Origin of the sequence: Rhizobium sp. BK399 (assembly GCF_014194695.1) — a bacterium.
Classification (GTDB): Bacteria; Pseudomonadota; Alphaproteobacteria; order Rhizobiales; family Rhizobiaceae; genus Rhizobium.
Genome location: NZ_JACIAH010000004.1, coordinates 253739 through 275820 on the forward strand (window position 1 = coordinate 253739; position 22082 = coordinate 275820).

The 22082-nt window shown below is 61.2% G+C and carries 20 protein-coding genes; 8 read left to right on the top strand and 12 right to left on the bottom strand.

Features of this window, described 5'->3' with window-relative positions:
* Positions 1-102 precede the first annotated feature (102 nt).
* Positions 103-741, bottom strand: coding sequence for a 2-dehydro-3-deoxy-phosphogluconate aldolase (locus tag FHT97_RS11975; RefSeq protein WP_183862365.1), 639 nt, complete (start codon positions 739-741; stop codon positions 103-105).
* 155 nt (positions 742-896) lie between these two features.
* Between FHT97_RS11975 and FHT97_RS11980 the strand changes: the two genes are divergently transcribed.
* The 3 genes from FHT97_RS11980 to FHT97_RS11990 are packed head-to-tail and all read left to right on the top strand — an operon-like array spanning position 897 to position 3259.
* On the top strand, positions 897-1385 hold the full coding sequence (locus FHT97_RS11980) for a CYTH domain-containing protein (RefSeq protein ID WP_183862367.1): 489 nt from the start codon (positions 897-899) through the stop codon (positions 1383-1385).
* Positions 1363-2271 carry a CHAD domain-containing protein gene (locus FHT97_RS11985; protein WP_183862369.1) on the top strand — a complete coding sequence of 303 codons (909 nt, stop codon included), beginning with the start codon at positions 1363-1365 and terminating at the stop codon, positions 2269-2271. The genes FHT97_RS11980 and FHT97_RS11985 overlap by 23 nt, the downstream gene beginning before the upstream one ends.
* Positions 2272-2317: 46 nt before the next feature.
* The gene (locus FHT97_RS11990) at positions 2318-3259 is read left to right on the top strand and encodes a rhodanese-related sulfurtransferase (RefSeq protein ID WP_183862372.1); all 942 of its coding nucleotides are present in this window, start codon (positions 2318-2320) and stop codon (positions 3257-3259) included.
* 9 nt (positions 3260-3268) lie between these two features.
* Here the strand turns inward: FHT97_RS11990 and FHT97_RS11995 are convergent, their stop codons facing one another.
* The 3 genes from FHT97_RS11995 to FHT97_RS12005 all read right to left on the bottom strand — a co-directional run bounded on the left by FHT97_RS11995 (position 3269) and on the right by FHT97_RS12005 (position 7592).
* Positions 3269-5479 (bottom strand): EAL domain-containing protein, encoded by a 2211-nt coding sequence (locus tag FHT97_RS11995; RefSeq protein ID WP_183862374.1) that lies wholly within the window; start codon positions 5477-5479, stop codon positions 3269-3271.
* Between the two features lie 147 nt (positions 5480-5626).
* Complete coding sequence (locus FHT97_RS12000) at positions 5627-6175, bottom strand: NADPH-dependent FMN reductase (protein ID WP_183862376.1); 549 nt, start codon at positions 6173-6175, stop codon at positions 5627-5629.
* A 43-nt stretch (positions 6176-6218) separates the two neighbouring features.
* Entirely contained in the window at positions 6219-7592 is a 1374-nt protein-coding gene (locus FHT97_RS12005; RefSeq protein WP_183862378.1) for a GH1 family beta-glucosidase, read from the bottom strand.
* A gap of 169 nt (positions 7593-7761) precedes the next feature.
* Between FHT97_RS12005 and FHT97_RS12010 the strand changes: the two genes are divergently transcribed.
* The gene (locus FHT97_RS12010; protein ID WP_183862380.1) at positions 7762-8727 is read left to right on the top strand and encodes an acetylxylan esterase; all 966 of its coding nucleotides are present in this window, start codon (positions 7762-7764) and stop codon (positions 8725-8727) included.
* Positions 8724-9452, top strand: a complete 729-nt coding sequence (locus tag FHT97_RS12015) for an alpha/beta hydrolase-fold protein (protein ID WP_183862382.1) — start codon at positions 8724-8726, stop codon at positions 9450-9452. Before FHT97_RS12010 ends, FHT97_RS12015 begins: the two co-directional genes overlap by 4 nt.
* Before the next feature lie 16 nt (positions 9453-9468).
* On the opposite strand, the gene FHT97_RS12020 is transcribed toward FHT97_RS12015, so the two are convergent.
* Positions 9469-11070 carry an ABC-F family ATP-binding cassette domain-containing protein gene (locus FHT97_RS12020; protein WP_183862384.1) on the bottom strand — a complete coding sequence of 534 codons (1602 nt, stop codon included), beginning with the start codon at positions 11068-11070 and terminating at the stop codon, positions 9469-9471.
* A 353-nt stretch (positions 11071-11423) separates the two neighbouring features.
* Here FHT97_RS12020 and FHT97_RS12025 point away from each other — a divergent pair, with 353 nt between their 5' ends.
* Complete coding sequence (locus tag FHT97_RS12025; protein WP_183755875.1) at positions 11424-11825, top strand: DoxX family protein; 402 nt, start codon at positions 11424-11426, stop codon at positions 11823-11825.
* Positions 11826-11883: 58 nt separating this feature from the next.
* On the opposite strand, the gene FHT97_RS12030 is transcribed toward FHT97_RS12025, so the two are convergent.
* From FHT97_RS12030 to FHT97_RS12040, 3 genes are all read right to left on the bottom strand, one after another.
* A complete protein-coding gene (locus FHT97_RS12030; RefSeq protein WP_183862385.1) occupies positions 11884-12267 on the bottom strand; it encodes a hypothetical protein in 384 nt (127 codons plus the stop codon).
* 124 nt (positions 12268-12391) lie between these two features.
* Complete coding sequence (locus FHT97_RS12035; RefSeq protein ID WP_183862387.1) at positions 12392-13579, bottom strand: Gfo/Idh/MocA family oxidoreductase; 1188 nt, start codon at positions 13577-13579, stop codon at positions 12392-12394.
* Positions 13580-13774: 195 nt separating this feature from the next.
* Positions 13775-14827, bottom strand: a complete 1053-nt coding sequence (locus tag FHT97_RS12040) for a sugar phosphate isomerase/epimerase (RefSeq protein ID WP_183862389.1) — start codon at positions 14825-14827, stop codon at positions 13775-13777.
* Positions 14828-15107: 280 nt separating this feature from the next.
* Here FHT97_RS12040 and FHT97_RS12045 point away from each other — a divergent pair, with 280 nt between their 5' ends.
* Positions 15108-16883, top strand: a complete 1776-nt coding sequence (locus tag FHT97_RS12045) for a tetratricopeptide repeat protein (RefSeq protein ID WP_183862391.1) — start codon at positions 15108-15110, stop codon at positions 16881-16883.
* Between the two features lie 63 nt (positions 16884-16946).
* Here the strand turns inward: FHT97_RS12045 and FHT97_RS12050 are convergent, their stop codons facing one another.
* From FHT97_RS12050 to FHT97_RS12060, 3 genes are all read right to left on the bottom strand, one after another.
* Complete coding sequence (locus tag FHT97_RS12050; protein WP_016556996.1) at positions 16947-17894, bottom strand: substrate-binding domain-containing protein; 948 nt, start codon at positions 17892-17894, stop codon at positions 16947-16949.
* A gap of 88 nt (positions 17895-17982) precedes the next feature.
* Positions 17983-18987 (bottom strand): ABC transporter permease, encoded by a 1005-nt coding sequence (locus FHT97_RS12055; protein ID WP_016556995.1) that lies wholly within the window; start codon positions 18985-18987, stop codon positions 17983-17985.
* An 80-nt stretch (positions 18988-19067) separates the two neighbouring features.
* A complete protein-coding gene (locus FHT97_RS12060; protein ID WP_183862393.1) occupies positions 19068-20591 on the bottom strand; it encodes a sugar ABC transporter ATP-binding protein in 1524 nt (507 codons plus the stop codon).
* A gap of 169 nt (positions 20592-20760) precedes the next feature.
* Here FHT97_RS12060 and FHT97_RS12065 point away from each other — a divergent pair, with 169 nt between their 5' ends.
* Complete coding sequence (locus FHT97_RS12065; protein WP_016556993.1) at positions 20761-21792, top strand: LacI family DNA-binding transcriptional regulator; 1032 nt, start codon at positions 20761-20763, stop codon at positions 21790-21792.
* Between the two features lie 21 nt (positions 21793-21813).
* On the opposite strand, the gene FHT97_RS12070 is transcribed toward FHT97_RS12065, so the two are convergent.
* Positions 21814-22032: a hypothetical protein gene (locus FHT97_RS12070; RefSeq protein ID WP_183755883.1), complete on the bottom strand. Its 219-nt coding sequence runs from the start codon at positions 22030-22032 to the stop codon at positions 21814-21816.
* Between the last annotated feature and the right edge of the window lie 50 nt (positions 22033-22082).

Genomic DNA, 22082 nt, shown 5'->3' on the forward strand with positions numbered 1-22082 from the left:
ATCATCTCCCTGTCTAGAGGCCAGAGGGGAGATAGGTATTGACGTTGGAAATACAAATGCAGGCGGAACCTCCGCCTGCATGACGCGCGGTTTCCCGCCAAATCAGGCCTTCAGGGCAGCTGCTTCAGACGCAAGCTTGGTGATGCCGACCCAATCGCCAGCGGCGACCAGTTCCTTCGGCGCAACCCAGGAGCCACCGACGCAGATGACGTTCGGCAGAGACAGGTAATCCCTTGCATTCTTCAACGAGATACCGCCGGTCGGGCAGAAGACGGTGCCTGCTAGCGGCGAGGACAGCGCCTTGAGATAAGCAGCGCCGCCAGCCTGTTCTGCCGGGAAGAACTTCAGAACCTGATAGCCTTCCTCGCGCAGCGCCATGACTTCGCTTGCGGTCGCAGCACCCGGCAGCAGCGGAACCGACGACTTGCGCGCAGCGTCGAGCAATTCCTGTGTTGCACCCGGGCTGACGACGAACTTGGAGCCAGCGGCAACCGCAGCATCCCAGTGGGCGGCATTGAGGATGGTGCCAGCCCCGACCTCGGCGCCTTCGACCTCGTCGGCAACGGCACGAACAGCATCTAGCGCAGCCGAAGTGCGCATCGTGATCTCGATTGCCTTCAGACCGCCTGCGACAAGAGCGCGCGCGAGCGAAACGGCGGACTTGACGTCATCGACGATCAGGACCGGAACAACAGGCTGGAGTTTCAGGATGGAAAGGAGCTTTTCTGTCTTTTCGCCCATGGCCGCGTGATCCTTTTGAAACGATTGAATTCGGGATCGGAATAACCCCAAGGGTAAGCTTTGTCGAGCCGAAACACATCTTTGGAATACTATGGGTACCCATGGCGGTAAAATTAGGCTAGCGTAACAAAATCGTCACACAAGGTTCACCGGAAATGGCGAAAGAAATCGAGCGGAAGTTTCTGGTGCACGGCGATGCCTGGCGCGCTGGAGCTGAAACAAAATCCGTTTTCAAGCAAGGCTATATTGCCTCGATGGACGACCGCTCGGTACGCGTGCGCGTACTCGACAATGTGAAGGCGAGACTGACCGTAAAGATCGGCCGGAGCACGCTGACCCGCGAGGAATTCGAATACGACATCCCCGTCGCCGACGCCGCGCAACTGCTCGACGAAGCAATCGGGATCATCATCGAGAAAACCCGGTATCGCGTCCCTCATGGCGGTTTCGTTTGGGAGGTTGACGTGTTCGCCGGGCAGTACCGTGGCTTGGTGATCGCCGAAGTGGAGATGCGCTCGGAGAGCGACAATCCTTCGCTGCCTTCATGGGTCGGCCGCGAGGTCACTGGCGATTTCCGTTACTCAAACCAAGCGCTTGCCACCGAATACGAGCACGATCGGCATGCCCTTTCGCATACGGCCTGACCACAGTTTCACGGCGGAGTTCCGGAAGGCCGCTGCAGGCCAGATGTCTCACGCGATCCGTACACTTGAAGAAAGACCGGAGGGTAAGCACGAGGCGATCCATGCCTTTCGCAAAAACCTGAAGCGCGTGCGTTCCCTTTATCGCTTGGTGTCCAGCGAGGTGCCGGAGTTTCGCGAGCGGGAGAACGCCCGGCTTCGCGATCTCGCAATGTCGCTTTCCGCTATCCGGGACGCGACCGCGCTGATCGAGACTGTCAGGTACCTGAAGACAAACGCCCGCAACACAGCAGAGGCGAAGGCGCTTGGCCGCATCGTCGCAGCCCTCGAAAACCGGCGCGACCATATGGCCGAAGCCGAAGCCGACATTGATCAAAAACTCGCCGAGGCACCGGGCGTGCTGAGGGACGCCATCGCAGCTGTTGAAGAGGTCCACTTCAACGGCGGTCCGCGCAGGAATGCACGGCTTGTCGCCAAGGGCTGGCGCGACACAACATCGAAGGCGAGGAAGGCCATCGAGCATTGCCAGGCCGAAGCTTCGGCGGAAACCTTTCACACATTGCGCAAGCGGGCACAGGACTACCGGGCCTACCAACGGCTGCTCCGGCCACTCTGGCCTGCTGCAATGAAGGCGAAATACGAGGTGACGAGCAGCCTGATCGATCTGCTCGGCCATATCCATGACCTCGACGTGCTATGCGCACTGGTGGAGGCGGAACCACAGCACTTTCCGAATGCAGACGACCTCGCACGTCTGCTCGATGCGATCATCTTCCGCCAGCAGGAAGATCGACGTGCGGCACTCGAGCGGGCAGAAGACGTCTTCGGCGATGATCCGCAGGAGGAAGCGGACAGGATCGAACTGCTCTGGCGCGCGCAGGTGAGCTGAATCGCCCCAATTGCGCAAAAACCCGGAAAGCTGTATTTGCAGCCGCATGACAGACACGCTGACACAACCGACGTCTGCGACGAGCCCCTTCCTCGTTGCGGCTCTCTACCATTTCGTTTCGGCCCCGCGCTTCGAAAGCCTGCGCGAGCCGCTGCAGACGCTTTGCGAGGAAAACGGCGTGAAGGGCACGCTGCTTCTGGCGCACGAGGGGATCAACGGCACGATCGCCGGCCCGGATGCGGGCATCAAGACGGTGCTGGCGTTTCTGCGTGCCCAGCCGGAATTCGCCGCGCTCGAGCACAAGGAAAGCCGTGCATCGAAGATGCCCTTCCTGCGCATGAAGGTGAAGCTCAAGAAAGAGATCGTCACCATGGGCGTCGAGAACATCGACCCCAACAAGGTGGTCGGCACCTACGTCACGCCGCAGGACTGGAATGCGCTGATCTCCGATCCTGATACGATCGTCATTGACACCCGCAATGACTACGAAACGGCAATCGGGATCTTCCGCGGAGCCGTCGATCCGAACACGAAGACCTTCCGCGAGTTCCCGGACTGGGTGCGCAACAACAGCGGCCTGCACAACAAGCCGAAGATCGCCATGTACTGCACCGGCGGCATCCGTTGCGAGAAGGCAACCGCTTTCATGAAGGAGCAGGGCTTCGAGGAGGTTTACCACCTCAAGGGTGGCATCCTGAAATACCTCGAGGAGGTCCCGCAGGAAGAGAGCCTCTGGGACGGCGCCTGCTTCGTCTTCGACGAGCGCGTGTCGGTCGAGCACGGCCTGAAGGAAGGCGAGCACAAGCTCTGCCACGCCTGCCGCAATCCGATCACGGCCGAGCAGATTACATCACCGCAATACGAGGAAGGTGTGTCCTGCAGCAACTGCTACCACACGCGCAGCGAGGACGACCGTCTGCGCTATCGCCAGCGGCAGCATCAGATTGCGCTCGCCAAGAAGCGTGGCCAGAAGCACATCGGCAGCTGAAAGCCTGCGTCAGGCGGCGTTGGTGCGGCGGGTCGTAACCTTCGCCGCGCGGATATGCATCAGCCGTTCCGTGATCTGCTCGGCGGGCATCGGTCGACCGAAGAAATAGCCCTGCAGCGTATCGCAGCCGAAGAGCCGCACCGCGATGCCCTGCTCCTCGGTCTCGATACCTTCAGCCGTGACTGGAATGTCGAGCGAGCGGGCAAGCGCCACGGTCGCCTGCAGCATTTCGCGCTGGCTCTCGCTTTCGAGGATGTTCATGACCAGTGAGCGATCGATCTTGATGCGATCGAAGCCGAACTGCCTGAGATAACCGATGGATGAGAAACCCGAGCCGAAATCGTCGAGCGCAACCTTGACCCCCAGCGTCTTCAGCCGCTCGATCGCCTGACGGGTGCGCTGCGGGTTCTGGATCATGTAGCCTTCGGTGACTTCGAGCGTCACGCGTTTGGCCTCGATCTCCGTCTGCTTCAACACGTATCGGACATAGTCGGCAAAAGCCGGGTTTCGGAACTGCCCTGGCGAGACATTGACCGAGATACGCAGTTCCGGCCATTGCTTGGCGGTTTCACAAGCCTTGCGCAAAACAAAAAGACCCAACGCCTCAATCAGCCCGCTGGTTTCCGCAATGGGGATGAAAACTTCAGGCGAGACGGGTCCGTGGCCCGGACGATTCCACCGCACCAACGCCTCGACGCCAGTCATTTCATGCGTCGCGGCGTCGATCAGCGGCTGATAGGCGATCTGCAAGTCGCCGCCTTCGATCGCCATCCGCAAATCGAGTTCCAGAGCGTTGCGCTCCGCGCGGTCCGCATCCATTGCCGGATCGTAAAGCGTCATGCGCGCGCGGCCGGCTTCCTTGGCCTTGTACATGGCAAGGTCGGCACGACGAACCAGTTCCTCGCGGTCGATCGCGCCGCCTTCCGACATGGCGATGCCGATGCTCGCGCCGATGACAACGACACGCCGGCCGATCTCCAGGGGCTCGGCCAGGAAGTCCAGGATCTGCTCGGAAAGCTGCAGAGCAACCGCATGCTCACTTTCGGAGACAAAAGCGATGGCGAACTCGTCGCCACCGATGCGGGCCAGAACAGCGCCCTCCGGGATGAGCACGTTGAGACCGGCGGCAACCGCGCGGATCAGCTGGTCGCCAGTCCCGTGACCATACGCGTCGTTGACTTCCTTGAAGCCGTCGAGATCGAGGTAAAGGATGAGCACATTGCGGCGTGTATCGGCTGCTTCTGCGACGAAGGCGTCGATCGCCGTTCCAAGCCCGTCGCGGTTCATCAAACCGCTCAACCTGTCACGATTGGCTTCCTCGCGGGCATTGATTTCCTCCGCCTTGAGGCGTCGCAGCGCCAGCCAGCCGATGATGAGGAGGACGATGAAGAACAGGCCGACGAGCCCGACCGCCTTCACGACCATCGGACGAACCTCGCCATAGCCGATATCGCCGGGCGCTCGCGACACCCAGACCAGCTTGCCGAGAGCAACCGATTGCGCGTCGGTGATCGTCACGGAATAAGGAGTTTCGAATTCCGGAGCGACCAGCTTCAACCCGCCAATAACGTAGGTCGCACCAAGCTCCGTAACCTTGTCGGCGTTGAGATGCCTGGCGAAGATGAGGTAGCGATGCTTTCCCGCCGGAATATCGAGCGAGCCCGATTTCTCGCGCACCAGCGCCACGCCAACGACGGCGATCCCAGCTTTCGTGCTGACAAAGCCTGTAGCCTCGGGATTGTCCTGCGGGGCCGCAACCTTCACCTTGTCGAACAGCGTCCAGAGCGAAGAGGAGAAGAAATCATTCAGCGCGCCGTCCATCGGCTTGCCTTCCTGATAGGCCATGATCGGCTTCTTCTCGTCATCGATCACGATCGCCATGTCGAACAGCGAACTGTTGACCGACATCTCACCATAATTGCTGATCGTCCAAGCCATGCCATCGGCGGCATAGACGTTAACGGCAGCGTCATCCCAGGCTGCGTAGTCGTTGAGCGTCGCGCCCAGCTGCATCTCGAAGGTCTTCAGAGCGCCGGACATCGTTTCCCGTGAGCGCTCGTCGTCCAGCACATTCGAACGGTCCGCGACGCGTTGAAGCGCGCTCAGCACGAGAAGGGTGACGATCGCGACGACTATGGCGAAGGAAAAGAGCACGCCAGCGACGGTCGCATGGCGACCGAAGCTTAAACCTCTTTTGTTTCCCCCGAAAATTACCCGCATTCACTGCTCCCCGATTGAGGAAGTCTGCCAGCCAAGGGCTCAAGAAACGGTTAAAGATCGATGTAACGATTAATCATCCGCCTTCCAGCGTGATGACCACAGAAACGCAGAATATTTTTAAATATTTCAAATACTTGTCTGACGCGATCAGATCTTTGGGATATTGATTGCAGCACAGAATTTTACAAGTGCTGATACGAGGGGACCGCTTATGGTGCTTTCGGCCAAGGCGGCTGCCAGCGCGTCGTCCGATTTTCCGAGCAACGGAAGCCGCAAAAAGGCGCCGTCGACGAGGGCGAACGACATCGTCCTCAGCACTTCGGTCAACTGTTCTAGCGCGAAATCGCCGCGATGCGAGGCATGCGCGATCATCACAGGCTTGAATGGCACTTCGTCACGGGACACGAGCCAATCGAGCGCGTTCTTCAATCCGCCCGGCAGGCCATGGGCATATTCCGGACAGGCGACGATGATGCCGTCGGCCGCCCGGATCTTGGCTGCGAACGTTTCAACGATCGCTGGCGTGCTTTCGCCCTCGCGGTCGGGGCTGAAGATCGGCAGTTCGCCGATCAGATCCGAGATCTCGATCGCGACACCTGCAGGTGCGTTGTCGCGGAGGGCTTCGAGCAGCCGGCGGTTGGTCGAAGCCTTTCGCTGGCTGCCGCAGATCGCATAGAGGACGAGCGGCTTTTCCATGCGCTTGGGTTTAAGCCACGGCGCCGATTCGCGCCATGTGCCCTTAGCTGCTCTTGTGGTTGCCCTTCGGGAACTGCGCGGCAAGCTCGCTGTACCACTTGCCACTCTTTTTCACCGTGCGAACCTGCGTGTCGTAGTCGACATGCACGAGGCCGAACCGCATGCGGTAGCCCTCGGCCCACTCGAAATTGTCCATCAGGCTCCAGGCGAAGTAGCCGCGCATCGGATAGCCGTCCTTGATCAGGTCGGCGACCGTATCGAGGTGCTCGCTGTAATAATCCAGGCGCATCGTATCGTTGACTTCTCCCTGTTCGATGCCGGTATTGTCACAGGCACCGTTCTCGGTGATGTAGCACTCCGGCAGCTCGTAGCGACGATAGAGATCCTCAACGACGTTCTTCAGGCCAGGCGCATAGACTTCCCAGCCGATATCGGTCTTCACGTCGCTGACGCGTGGCGCCTCGACGGTCCAAGGGAAATCGCCGTTCTTCGCAGGATCATCGGCGACACGCAGCGGCGTGTAATAGTTGAGGCCCCACCAGTCGAGCTTCTGGTTGATGATCTTCAGGTCACCCTCTTCCACAACAGGCATGCGGTCGCCGAGCGCTTCCAGGAACTCCTTCGGATACTCGCCCTTGAAGACCGGATCGAAGAAGGCACCGTTGTGGAACTGGTGAGCACGTTCCCCAGCCGCCTGATCGGCCGCGCTGTCGGAGCCCGGCATGACGGACATGGCGTTGAGCACGAGGCCGACAGGCACATTGGGCGCTTCCGCGCGGATCGCCTCGACGCCGAGACCGTGCGCGAGGTTCATGTGGTGCATGGCGTGCAGCGCCGCCTGCATGTAGCGCTCGCCCGGCGCATGAATGCCATAGAGATGGCTGAGCCAAACAATGCACCACGGTTCGTTGAAGGTCGCGACGCTGTCGAGGCGGTCGCCGAGGCGGGCCATCACGGTCTTGGCATAGCGCTGGAACGCATATGCCGTCGACCGCGCCGTCCAGCCGCCGTCACCGGCAAGAAGCAGCGGCAGATCCCAGTGGTAGAGCGTTGCGAAGGTCTTGATGCCCCGCGCCTTGCAGCCATCGACGAGGCGATCGTAGAAATCGAGACCTGCCTCGTTCACCGGGCCGGTGCCGTCAGGGATGATGCGCGGCCAGGCGATCGAGAAGCGGTAGGCTTCGACGCCCATGGACTTGATGAGATCGAGGTCCTGATCGAGCCTGTTATAGTGATCGCAGGCGACATCGCCATTGTCGCGGTTGAAGACGCGACCCGGCATGTTGCAGAAGGCATCCCAGATGGAGGGCTTGCGGCCGTCTGCCTTGGAAGCGCCTTCAATCTGAAACGCTGCCGTCGCAACGCCAAAGGTGAAATCGCCCGGGAAGCGGGCAGCAAGGGTCTTCGGATCGATCATGGAAATCCCGTTCTTCATGGTTTCGAGAGGCGGTTTAGCCAAGCGGACCGGTGTTGTACAGGGTGGAAGTAACAACACTGTAACGTTTCAGGTTAGCCATCCCGAGGGCGCCTTACGCATCAGGCGTTCGTGCCTTGCATTGCCCGCCTTTTCGCGAAACAACCCTCACATGAGCATTCCCACCACACACCCCTTCGCTTTCGACCCCACCTACGGCATGACCCTTGCCGACCTCCGAGCGATCGTACCGCCAGAGGCGCCGCCGGGCTTCGACGCCTTCTGGCGGGACCGATACGAAAAGGCGATCGCCACCGACCCACAGCCGGTGCTTCGGAAAAGCAAGCTGACCCATCCCGACTGGCAGGTCCTCGACATCACCTACACTTCGACCGGTGGATTCGGGATCGGCGGTTGGCTGCTCCTGCCGCGGCGGCGGCCGGTGCGCCGCGGGCTTGTCGTCGGCCACGGCTATGGCGGTCGCGACGCGCCCGACTTCGACCTGCCGGTCGAGGAAGCTGCAATCCTTTTCCCCTGCGCCCGCGGCCTGTCGCTCAGCGCTCGGCCACCGATTCCGGCTGATGCGTCGGGCCACGTCCTGCAGGGCATCGCGCGTCCGGACACCTACATTATCGGTGGCTGCATCGACGATCTCTGGCTTGCCGTCTCAACGCTTCTGGCACTTTATCCATGGCTCTCCGGCCACATCGGCTATAGCGGCGTCAGCTTCGGCGGCGGCATCGGCGCGCTGGCGATCCCGTTCGATCCGCGCATCGATCGCGGCCACCTCGTCGTCCCGACCTTCGGCGACCGGGAACAATGGTTGACACTGCCGACCGTCGGCAGCGCCGATTCCGTGCAGACGTACCAGAAGGCACACGGAAGCGTGCTCGACACCCTCCGCATGTTCGACGCCGCCAGTGCTGCAAGCCGGATCAAGGTGCCGATGCTCGCAGCCGTCGCCCTCTTCGACCCAGCCGTGGCACCGCCCTGCCAGTTCGCGGTGGCCAACGCCCTGCCGACATCAAAATATAATGAAACCTTCATATTGGATGCGGGACACTTCGATTATCCCGGAAGCATTGAGCAGAGCGCGATCCTGCGCGAGAAAGTGCGAGATTTCTTCAAGGTGTTATGAACCGGGAGTATCTGCGCTGGCATAGTCCGCGCCTGCATCGCGAGATGGAGTTGCTGGTGTTCGGCCATGCCGGCGCCAAGGTGTTGATGTTTCCGACCCGCGAGGGGCGTTTCTGGGAGTACGAAAGGCTCGGCGTTATAGAGAGCCTTGCCGAAAAGCTGCACGCCGGCCAACTGCAGCTCTACTGCATCGAGGGGCTCGCCGCCGAGACCTTCTACGGCTTCGACCGTCATCCGGCCGACCGCATCCGCCGCCACACGGCCTTCGAAGATTATATCCTGAACGAAGTCCTGCCGCTGATGGCATCGAAGAACGGACATGAGTGCACCATCGTACATGGCTGTAGCCTCGGCGCCTTCCAGGCCGCCAGCCTGGTCTTCCGGCATCCGCACCTGTTCCGCAAGCTGGTTGCCTTCTCCGGCCGCTATGACCTGACGATCAGGGTCGAATCCTTCGGCGATCTGTTCGACGGCTATTACGACGACGCCGTCTATTTCCATACGCCGACGCACTTCCTGCCGGGACTGCATAGCGGCTGGCAGCTGGAAAAACTGCGCGAGGTCGAGATCGTCCTGACCATCGGCGACGCCGACCCGTTCCTCGACAACAACTACCACCTCAGCCGCCTGCTGGCGGAAAAGCAGGTCGGCCACCAGCTGCATGTCTGGAACGGCCGCGCGCATCGCGCAGGCGCCTGGCGCAAGATGGCCGGCCTCTACATCTGATCCGGCAGCCATCTGCCTAGACAAGAACCTCTTCTCCCAGCGGAAGCTGTATCAGTCGCGATATGCCGATATTCTCCAGAAACACCTCATCGTGACTGACGACCAGCAGCGCACCGTCATAGGCCTGAAGGCCAGCCTCGACGGCCGCTATGGAATCGATATCCAGATGGTTGGTCGGCTCGTCCAAAATCAGCAGCGGCGGCGGCTTCGCACCGCCGAGGACGCAGGCAAGCCCAGCGCGCAGCAACTGCCCTCCAGACAGCGTCGACACCTGCTGCAGGGCGGCATCTGCCCGGAACATGAAACGCGCCAGCGCCGCGCGGCAGGCATTTTCGTTGGCGCCGGGATTGAGATTGCGGAAATTCTCGCGGATCGATAGCGATCGATCGAGGAGACTGACGCTCTGATCGAACAGCGAAAAGCCCGTCATGACGGCGACCGTTCCGGACCACGGCTGCAACGCGCCTGTTATCAGGGCCAGCAGGGTCGTCTTGCCGGAGCCGTTCGGTCCGGCGATAGCGACACGATCGGGGCCGGTGATTGTAAGGGAGAGGTTTCGGATGATTGGCGCCTCCGACCGATAGCCGGCGGTGACGCCTTCCAGTCTGAGAACATCCCTGCCGGGCGGCAGTCCCGTTGAGGCGAGCTGAGCCGAGAAAGGCTGCAGGATCTCGATCCGCTTCCTCGCCGCCGAGGCCTCTTCCATCGCCTCCTCGCGACGTTTCTCGCCAAGGCGAACCTTGTTGCCGCTGGTGTTTTCCGCCGCCCGCTTTAGGCCGCCGGCGACGATGCGCGGCATATCCCCACGTGCCGCCTTCTTGCGGCCGTTACGGTCACTGCGGGCCTGCCGTTCGGCGGCGACCTGGGCGCTGCGGGCCACATCGGCAACGCGCCGCTCGGCGTCCGCGAGATCGTGTTCGGCGGCAGCGAGCTCGAGCGACTTGCGCTCCTGAAAGGCACTCCAGTTTCCACCATATCGCCGGGCGCCAAGCGTGGTGATCTCGACGATCGCATCCATGGTTTCAAGCAGTTCGCGATCATGGCTGACAACGATGGCGCCGGCGCGCCAGCCGGCGAGCAAGGCGATCACGGCTTCCCGCCCATCGCGATCGAGATTGTTGGTCGGCTCGTCGAGCACAAGGAGATCGGGATCCGAGAAGACGAGAGCCGCAAGACCCACGCGCGTCCGCTGCCCGCCCGAAAGCGAGGTCAGCAGCGTTTCCGGTTTCGCGTCCAACCCGACGCGTTCGATCGCCGCGGCAATCCGCGCCTCGATCGTCCAATCGGCATTGGCGAGTTCGTCAGTGGTGGCCTCGCCGGCTTCGGCGCGATGAAGGATAGCGAGCGCATCACTGGCGCCGAAGAGATCGGCGACGGTTGCGCCCTCCTCCACCTGAACCGACTGGCGGAGGATGCCGAGGCGTCCGCCAAAGGCAATGCTGCCCGACTGCGGCTGCAGTTCGCCGGAAACGAGCTTCAGCAGCGTCGTCTTGCCGACACCGTTGCGACCGACGAGGCCGGTTCGTTCAGCGCCGAAGCTCAGATCGAGTTGGGAAAGAAGGGTGCGCCCGTCAGGCGTGGACCACGAAAGATTGGACAGGGTAATGGATGCAGGCATGGATAAAGGACTCCCGAATGGCAAGGCGAACTGGCGTTGCGATCGGGGTGAAATCCATTGCTGCACACATCCTGTTGGTATTGGCGATGACCGCAATCTAGGCGGGCACCACGCCAAAATCAAGGCAGCGGATGACGGAGTCAGATCACGGGAGATCGCAGCGTGCTTTCACGCAAGGAACGATCGACCTGTATACGCGCATCCGGCCGCCGAGAGCCGTGCCAGCATGTCAGCGCGCAATCAAATGCTATCATATTGAAAACGCTGATAACGCTGATGTCAGAAGTCGTGAATTTGCGATCCCTGGAAGCCACGCTAGAGAGCAAGGAGGACATCACCACGAAAGGAACCCGATGCTCTCCTCGATCCACCTGGCGCAGCCATATCTCCTCAGCCTGTTGCGCGTCGTCTCCTCGCTCGTGCTCTTCAGCTACGGCACGCAGAAGATCCTGCATTTTCCGGCCGCGGAACGAGTGCCAGACGTAGGCTCGATGTCCTGGATCGCCGGCCTGCTCGAACTGACGCTCGGCTTCCTCGTATTAACAGGCTTCAAGACACGCGCCGCGGCTTTCGTCCTCTCGGGTCTGATGGCTTTTGCCTATTTCATCGGGCATGCCCCAAAAGGGTTCTACCCAGCGCAGAACGGTGGCGTCGCCGCAATCCTGTTCTGCTTTGTCTTTCTCTATCTGGTTGCGGCCGGCGGTGGCCCCTTCAGCATCGATGCGCTCATCAAGCGCAAGCAGGCAGCGGCCTGATCAATACCCGAGCCGAAGCGGCGCGCTCTGCCGCTTCGGCCCACTATGCCGGAGAACGCTAGGGGTTCTGCTTGGCGTCCCTGAGCTTGACCGCCATCGTCACCGTGCCACGCACAACAATGTCGTTTCGCGAACCGCGATTGAGATCGGCGCTGCTGGTGAGGTTGATGATCTGGCAGCTCTCGACCAGCGTCTGCAGGATGAGATCGCATTGCCCCCCAGCCATCATGTAGAAGCCCTTTTGCGCGGCCTTGATCTGTTCCCCGGCTTCCTCCCCGGCCTCGACAGGCACGGACAGGGATACCGTCGTCTGCACGTTCACCGTGCCAGGAACACGCTGGCCGGCATAGAAGTTCGGTGTGCGGTTGGGGACTTCCTGCGACAATGCCGGAGACGCAGCGAGCGCGAAGATGCATGTCAGAATTCGGGCAGAGGCTTTCATCGACCGTTTCTCCATCTGATTGCGCTCATTTCTGCCACAGCATTGTTAAACGACAATGAGCGCGGTCCCTAATATTCTAGGAAGCGCGCCCATTGGTTTTATCCGTGATGTAGTGGAGCGAGGATCAGACCTTGACCCAGGCACCGTTCTTCTTCGAGGAGGCCACGCAGGCCTCCACGAAGGCAACGCCCTTCACACCGTCATCGACCGTCGGATAGACCACGGCCTTATCAACCGCCTTGCCCTTCTTGTGGGCGTTGATGGCATGCGCGGCCTCGGTGTAGATCGTCGCGAAGGCTTCGAGGTAGCCTTCCGGATGACCGGACGGGATGCGCGAAACGCGGGCCGCCGCCGGGCCGGAGCCGGCGCCGTTGCGGGTGATCAGGCGCTTCGGTTCGCCGAACGGCGTGAACCAAAGGTAGTTCGGATCGGCCTGAACCCATTCCAGACCGCCCTTGGTGCCGTAAACGCGGACCTTCAGACCATTCTCATGGCCGGGCGCGACCTGGCTGCACCAGAGCATGCCCTTGGCTGGCTTCTCAGAGCCCTTGGCCTTGAAGCGCAGCATGACGTGGGCGTTGTCGTCCAGACGGCGGCCTTCGACGAAGCTGTCGAGATCGGCCGCAAGGCTGTCGAGTTCGAGGCCCGATACGAAGGAGGCAAGGTTATAGGCGTGCGTGCCGATATCGCCGGTCGAACCGCCTGCACCCGACTGGGCCGGGTCGGTACGCCAGACGGCCTGCTTCGCACCGGTCTGCTCGACGGCTTCCGTCAGCCAGTCCTGCGGATACTCGGCCTGCACCAGGCGGATATCGCCGAGTTCGCCGTTTGCGATCATCTCACGGGCCTGACGGACCATCGGATAGCCGGTGTAGTTATGCGTCAGGATGAACAGGGCGCCGCTCTCGTCGGCGACCTTCTTCAGCTTCTTGGCGTCGGCAAGGTTCGACGTCAGCGGCTTGTCGCAGATGACATGGATGCCGCGACGCAGGAATTCCTTGGCGGCGTCATAGTGCACATGGTTCGGCGTGACGATCGAAACCGCTTCGATGCCGTTCTTCAGCTTCGCTTCGCGGATCGCCATCTCGCGGTAGCTGGAATAGGTGCGCGATGGGTCAAGGCCGAGGTCGCGGCCCGATGCCATCGCCTTTTCCGGCGTCGACGACAGCGCGCCGGCGATCAGGTCGTACTGGTCGTCGATGCGGGCAGCGATGCGGTGCACTGCGCCGATGAACGCGCCGGCGCCGCCACCGACCATGCCGAGACGGATGCGCGGTTCGCGCGCCTGTTCTGTAGATGCTTCAATTGCCATTGGTTCCTCCTGGAAATCTTCTGTCTTGTGCCACGATCGCGCTCCTCAAGCCGCCACCTTCTCCCCACCAGCGGGAGAAGGAATACGCCGCACCTCCCAGTCGCTTGCTTGGGCAGATCCCCTCTCCCCGCCGGCGGGGAGAGGGTTAGGGTGACGGGATGCGCGCAATGTTTCGGCGTTGCAGGCGCTCGCGTCTCAGAGCCCGAGCATGCGGCGGTTGGCAGCCTGGTCCGTACCGCCGGCTGCGAAATCGTCGAACGCTTTTTCAGTGACGCGAATGATGTGCGCCTTGACGAACTCGGCACCTTCGCGTGCGCCATCCTCCGGATGCTTCAGCGCGCATTCCCATTCGACCACGGCCCAGCCGTCGAAGTTGTTGGCCGTCATCTTCGAGAAGACAGCACCGAAATCGACCTGACCGTCGCCGAGCGAACGGAAGCGGCCGGCACGCTCGACCCAGCCCTGGTAACCGCCGTAAACGCCCTGGCGACCCGTCGGGTTGAACTCGGCATCCTTGACGTGGAACATCTTGATCCGGTCTTTGTAGATGTCGATGTTGTCGAGGTAGTCGAGGCACTGCAGGATGTAGTGCGACGGATCGTAGAGCATGTTGGCGCGCGGATGGTTCTTCACGCGCTCGAGGAACATCTCGAACGTGATACCGTCATGCAGGTCTTCGCCGGGATGGATTTCGTAGCAGACGTCGACGCCGTTTTCGTCGGCGTGATTGAGGATCGGCGTCCAGCGCTTTGCAAGCTCGTCGAAGGCGGTTTCGACGAGGCCGGCCGGGCGCTGCGGCCACGGATAGATGAACGGCCAGGCAAGCGCGCCGGAGAAGGTCGCATGCGCCTTGATGCCGAGGTGCTTCGACGCCGTCAGCGCCATCTTCACCTGCTCGACTGCCCATTCCTGGCGGGCCTTCGGATTGCCGCGCACTTCAGGTGCCGCAAAGCCGTCGAAGGCTTCGTCATAGGCCGGATGCACGGCGACGAGCTGGCCCTGAAGATGGGTGGAGAGTTCCGTCACTTCGACGCCGTTCTGGCGGGCAACGCCAGCGAACTCGTCGCAATAATCCTTCGAGGAAGCCGCCTTCTTGAGGTCGATGAGCTGGCTGGCCCAGGTCGGAACCTGCACACCCTTGTAGCCGATATCGGCTGCCCATTTGGTGATCGAATCCCAAGAGTTGAAAGGCGCGGCATCGCCCGCGAATTGTCCAAGGAACAGGCCTGGGCCCTTGATCGTTTTCATGTCAATTCCTCCCTAAAAGATGACCGTAAACGTTTCTGGCAGTGTTCTACCACGCGATTTGAAGTCTGCAAGCCGATTTAGGCGAAACTGCAAATTTGCCCCGCGGGGCGGAAATCGAAAGCGGCCGACTTAACCACGGCCTGCCCCGGGCTGCAAGATGTACGTACCGCATTTCCCGTTCGACGGGTGACCACTGGCGCATCTCGTCTCTGCCCCCGCGACCGCGGCGGTAGACATCGCGTCGTCTCGTGCTACTGTCTTCAGACCAGGAGGTTGGCGCATGACCCGGCGTCTGGCAGCAATCTTGGATGCGGATGTTGTCGGCTTCTCCCGGCTGATGGGCCTTGACGAAAGCGGTACGTTCGCGACGCTGAAAGCGCACAATAGCGAAATCATCGTCCCCGGCATCGGCAGGCATCACGGACGCGTTGTCAAATTTGTTGGCGATGAAGCGCTCGCCGAATTCGCAAGCGTGGTCGATGCCGTCGGCTGCGCCATGGAGATCCAGAAAGCACTGCTTCAACGCAACGAGGCACTCGAACCGGATCGGCGCATGCTGTGGCGGATCGGCATCCACGTTGACGATGTACTGGTTGAGGAAGAGGACATCTTCGGTGATGGCGTGAACGTCGCCGCAAGCCTGCAGGCGCTGGCGCCGCCGGGCGGTATCTGCGTGTCCCAGCAGGTCAACGACCAGATCCGGTCGAAGCTTGACTTCCGGGCAATCGATTTCGGCAATCGCAAACTTAAGAACGTCGATCGACCAATCCGGGTCTGGCGATGGACGGCGGACAGCGAGCAGCTTCCATCGGCTGCCGCATCGAAGCACAAGGGAACGAGGCCTCTGCGCAATCGGCCCTCGATTGCGGTTCTGCCGTTCAGCAACATGTCGAGCATCGAGGAACAGGAACATTTCTCGGACGGCTTCACCGACGAGTTGATCGCCACGCTGGCGCGCTGTCGCTGGCTGCTGGTGGCAGCCCGCAACTCCTCGTTCAGCTACAAGGGCCGCAAGCCCAATGCGCAACAGGTGGCGGAGGACCTTGGCGTCAAGTACGTGCTGGAGGGGAGCGTGCGCCGCGCGGCAGATCGCGTTCGCATTACCGCGCAATTGCTGAACGGCACGGATGGCAGCCTGCTCTGGGCGGAACGCTACGACCGGACGTTGGCCGACATCTTCGAGGTTCAGGACCAGCTGGCATCGGAAATCACCGGAACGATTGAGCCGGAACTCGGTTCCATCGAATTCGCCGCCCTTCGGGGCCGCACCGTGTTGGACATGGATGCCTGGGAAATCTACCTGAAGGGCCTCTGGCATCTCTATCGGTTCACGCTCGACGAATTGAAGACTGCCAAGGCGCTGTTCGAGCAGGCAATCGATATTGATCCGACCTTCGCGCAGGCGCAGGCGCGACTGGCTTATGTTCACATTCAACTCGGCTGGTATGGCCCACTTGATGAACGCGCCGAGCGGATTTGTGATGCGATCGACCTTGCCGAACGCGCCATCATATCCGATCAGAGAGAGCCTGCCGCGCACCTCGCCTTGGGCAGGGCCCTGGCACTTGATGGTGCGACGGAGGCCGGACTTGCGCATCTGCGCAACGCGTTGCAGTTGGACCAAAGTTTTGCGCAGGCCCACTTCGCGCTTGGACAGGTCCTCTGCTACGTCGAACGGCCCACCGAAGGCATAGAGGAGATCAAGGAAGCATTCCGGCTCAGTCCTCGCGATCCGCATCTGTGGACTTTCCATAACGTTCTCGCGCTCGCGAACTATCAATTGGGCAACATGGCGGAAGCGGCCAAGGCAGCGCGTGCATCACTCCGCTCCCCGAACGCAACCTTCTGGCCGGCGATTTTTCTGGCCGCTGCCCTCGGAAGGCAAGGCGAAATGAACGAAGCGCGAGAGGCAATCTCCAGGCTTCATCGCTTCCGGCCGGGTATGACGTGCCGTTACGCCCGCCGAGAATTCTATTTCGGCGACAATCCAGTCATGACCGAAGCTTTCATCGACCGCTGCATCACGGACCTCGCCAAGGCCGGACTGCCGGACTAAAAAGCGACGTTGTCAAAAAAAGACGCCCGTCCTTTCGAACGGGCGCCGCATTGGATTTTCAGATCAGAACGGAGAATCCGGGAAGTAGAAGTCCTTCGCATTGTCCTTCGTGACAAGCGTCGCGTCGAGGACGAAGGTGCCGCGAACCGGAACCTGGCCGTAGAGACCAGCAGCCGTCAGCTCCATGGCCGTGCCAACCATTGCCGGCGGATAAAGAACGTCGACCGGGATCAGCTTGTCGCCGTCCATGACCTTCTTGACCATGTCCTTGGAGCCGGCGCCGGCGACAACATACTTGATGTCGGTACGCTTGGCCTGCTCGATCGCCTGCAGCACGCCGACAGCCATGTCGTCATCCTGGCACCAGACCACGTCGATCTTCGGGTACTTCGTCAGATAGTCCTGCATGACCTTGAAGGCATCGTCGCGGTTCCAGTTACCGTACTGGCGGTCGAGAACCTTGACCTTGGAGCCGGCAATGCCCTTGTCGAAGCCGTCCTGGCGCTGCTGATCGATCGGGATCGGCAGGCCGCGAATGACGACGACTTCGGCGTCCGGCGTCTGCGCAGCGATGTACTTGCCAGCGACTTCACCGAGCGCCGGGTTGTTGCCAGCGACATAAAGGTCACGGACGGTGTCATCGTTGGTCGAGGGCGCACGGTCGACGAGCGCGACGTACTTGCCCTTGCCCTTGACTTCCTTGATGGCGTTGACGAGCGGATCCGGATCCGACGGCAGGATGACGAGGGCGTCGATGCCCTGTGTATCAAGGTCCTGCACAGCGTTCGCCTGGCTGGCGGCATCCGGCGAAGTCTTGACGATGACGTTCAGGCCCGGATGCTGTTCCATCAATTTCTTGGCGATGCGTTCGGCGTGGAACACGACGCCCGAGGTCCAACCATGGTCGGCTGCCGGAATCGAGACGCCGATGGTGAACTTCTTGTCCTGTGCGTATGCGGTACCCGCCAGCGTGACGGCCGCAACCGCAAGACCCAACATGAGTTTGCGCATTCTATTTCCTCCCAATAAACGTCAGGGACTTTTCCTACCCGTCAACCGGACGCCCTGTGATCCCGGCCAATTCCTGGAGCCAGTCCGCTTACGATTTGCGGACCAGCGAGCGCTGCACCAGCATGGCGATGATGATGATCGCACCCTGGATTGCACCGATGAGATATTCGCTGATGAAGTTCGACAGCAGCATGATGTTGCCGACGAGCTCGAGAATGAAAGCGCCGCAGATGGTGCCCCAGACGCGACCGGCGCCACCCTTGAGTGCCGTCCCACCGACGACGACGGCGGTAATCGCCTGCAGCTCCCAGAGGATTCCCGTCGTTGCCGAGGTCGAGCCGAGGCGCGGCACATAAAGCAGCACGGCGATGGCGACGCAGAGCCCCTGGATGACGAAGGCGATGGTGCGCACACGATTGACGGCGATGCCGGAATAGCGCGCCACGTCACTGTTGGAACCGACCGCGACGACATGGCGTCCATAGCGTGTGCGGTAGAGAATGAAGGCTGCCACCGCAGTGACCGCAAGGATGACAACGATCGGCACCGGCACGCCGAGAATGCTGCCGAAATAGGCCGGACGGTAAAGCGTCTGGATATCGGCCGAGCGCAGCGTGATCGCGCCGCCCTGGCTGAGCCATGTTGTTAGGCCACGATAGATGCCCATCGTGCCGAGCGTGGCGATGAACGGCTCAATCCTGCCGACCGTAGTGATCAGGCCGTTGGCCAGTCCACAGAGCGCACCGGCGACGAGCGTGAAGACGACCGCAGCCGCCAGCATCAGCGTCGGATCGGCAATCACGCCGGAATTCATCAAAAGGATCATCAGGCTGGCAACAAAGGCCACCATCGACCCGACGGACAGATCAAGATCGCCTGCGGAGATCACGAATGTGGCGCCGACGGCGATGATCGCGATGAAGGCGCAGCGGGTCGCGACATTGGCAAGGTTGGTGATGCCGATGAAGTTCGGATTGACCAGCGCCCCGACGATCAAGAGCAATATCAGGGCTGCAAAAGGTGCAACGGCCCTGAGATCGATATCCCGCCAGGGGCGACGCCGGATTTCCCTGGTCTCCTCGTTCACGCTCATTTCCAAACCAACCTCCCGCCCCAAATTCGATGGGCATCATATTTTCGCAGCGCGCTTGACGCAGCCGCCTCCCGCCAATGTCAGGCGGCTTTTCTCTTCAATCCGGCGGCGTAACGCATGATCTCCTGCTCCGAGATCTCGTCACCCTCGAGCACGCCAACGATCCGTCCCTCGCGCATCACGGCGACGCGCGTGCAGAGGCCGATCACTTCAGGCATTTCCGAGGAAACGACAATGATGGATCGACCGTCGCGCGCCAATGCCGAGATGAAATGATAGATCTGCTGCTTGGTGCCGACATCGATGCCGCGTGTCGGCTCGTCGATGATGATGATCTCGGGCTCGGTCTCCATGACCTTGGCCAGCAACAGCTTCTGCTGATTGCCGCCTGACATGCGGCCGGCAACGATGTTGGTGTCGCGAACGCGGATATCGAAGCGCCGCCGCGCCTTGGCAAGCGCCTTCGCCTCGCTGCTCGGGCTGAGATAGCCGTGCCGCGAATGCTGGCCGAGCGACTGCAGAGTCAGATTGGTCATCATGCCGGAACGCAGGAGCAAACCCTTCGACTTGCGATCCTTCGTCATGTAGGCAAGCCCGGCGCGGTTGGCTGCATGCACATCGCCCGAAAACACGGATTCACCGCGAATGACGACCTCGCCGGACGCACGCGCCCGCAACCCGGCGATTGCTTCCATCAGCTCCGTGCGACCAGAACCGATCATGCCGGAGAAGCCGATGATCTCGCCCTTGCGAACCTCGAAGCTCGCATCCTGCACATAGCCGGTTGAAACACCTTCGACCCGGAGGACGACGTCCTCGTCGACATTGGGTTCCACTTTGGTGGGATAAAGGCTCGACAGTTCGCGCCCGACCATCAGCTGCGCAATGGATTCGCCGTCGAGCATCGCCGTCGGCGCCGTCTTGACCCACTGGCCATCGCGCAGCACGGTCACCCGGTCGGTGATCTCCATCACCTCGTCGAGCTTATGCGACACGAAGATAAAGCTTGTTCCCTTGTCGCGTAGCTTGCGCACCTGCCGGAACAGGAAATTCGTCTCCTCGCGCGACAGCACAGCGGTTGGCTCGTCCATGATGACGACGCGGGCATCGCGGCTGATTGCCTTGGCGATTTCCACCATCTGCTTGTCGGCGATCGACAATGTGCTGATGATGGCATTCTCGTCGACGTGGGAGCCGAGGAGATCAAGCGCCTTGCGGGTCTCGGCGCGCATGTACCTGCGATCGAGCACGCCGAACCGCGTGACTTCGCGACCGAGGAAAAGGCTCTCCGTGACCGTCAGATGTTCGGCGAGATTGAATTCCTGATGGATGAGAACGATGCCGAGCGCTTCGGCCGCGCCGTTGGCCGGCAACACGACCGGCTTGCCATCCAGCAGGATCTCGCCCGAACTCGGCTGCTCAAAACCGGACATGACCTTGACCAAGGTCGACTTGCCCGCGCCATTTTCACCCATGAGGGCGTGGATCTCACCGGCACGGAGATCGAAATTGACGCTGAAGAGGACTTGCACGCCGCTGAACGACTTGCAGATGCGCCGCGCGGACAACACCACGGGCGCGGCGTCGGCAGAATCCACACTCATTGACTGACTTCCTCCCTGCGGCTCCCATCCGCTTGAAGCCATATGTAAACCTTTACACGACGCATGTAAAGGTTTACATCACTGTTACACACAGATCTGCAGGTCCTGGCATTTGACCTCCCGGCAAGTCTGTGTAGTGTCGCGGCGAAGGCATCCAAGGCAGGACGCAGTGTCGAATTCCACGCCCGCAACCATAGAAGACGTCGCTCGGATCGCCGAGGTTTCGATCGCGACGGTATCGCGGGCGATCCACACGCCGGAAAAGGTCGCCAACTCGACGCGACTGAAGGTCAATCAGGCGATCGCCATCACCGGCTATACGACGAACGCCATGGCCCGCAGCCTGCGCCTCGGCCGATCGAACATGATACTAGTGGTTGCCCCTGATATCGGCGACCCGAACTTCTCCAACATTCTCGTCGGTCTTGAGAACGAAGCGCGTGCCCATGGCTACGGCATCCTGATCGGCCATACGCAGAACGATGCACAGCGTGGCCTCGAATATCTGAAGTTTCTGAATTCCAACCAGGCCGCCGGGCTGATCCTCTTCACCGGCATTTTGCCCTTCGGCCATCAGACGATGACCGCGCGCCTGCCGCCGAGCGTCGGGGTGTTCGAGCCGGTTTTCAACGGCGGCATCCCTTATGTCGGCGTCGATGACGTCGAGGGCGCCAGAAAGGCGGTCGACCTGCTGCTGGCCGAGGGCCATCGCAAGATCGCCTTCATCGGCGATTCGCGGACGCGCCTTGCTTACAGCCGCCGGCGCCAGGGCTACGATGCGGGGCTAGATGCAGCGGGCGTTGCACCGGACGTGCGTATCGTTCTCGAAGGCGACGGAACGCTGGAAAGCGGCCGTCACGCCGTCGAGCAACTGTTCATGCGCGACACCCTGCCGACCGCTTTCATGTGCGTCAACGACCAGACGGCGATCGGCGTTATGATCGGCCTTGGCGCCCGCGGCTACGACATCCCGACCGACTTCTCGGTAACCGGCTTTGACGACGTGCCACAGGCCGTCTTCATGTCGCCGCCGCTGACAACGATCCGCCAACCACGGACTTTGATCGGCAAGCAGGCCATGGCGCTGCTATTGGAGTTCCTCTCTGACGGCCAGCCGGCGGAAACCGAGATCCTGCTGCGTCCAGATCTTGTCGTGCGCAATTCAGTTGGCGCGCCGTCGCGCCGATGGACGAAACGCTGAGCGGGAGCCGATCGCAGGGCGTTATTCGGCCGGCCTGAAAATCCACTTCACAACATACTGCCCGTTTCGCTTCAGTTTTGTCTTGGTCATGACCTCAACCGGTCCGCCGATTGCGGCCTCGGCTGCCTCAAAGGCTTGGCGGGCTTCTGACATTGCCTTGTGATAGACGCTGTTGTCGCGCTTCGGGCTGTCGGCAACCGCTTGCGCGATGGCCGTCAAGTCCCTTTCTCTGCCGGCCATAGCCTAGCCCCCTGATTTGAAAAACGACGGTCTAAGCTTATCGGCGTTCG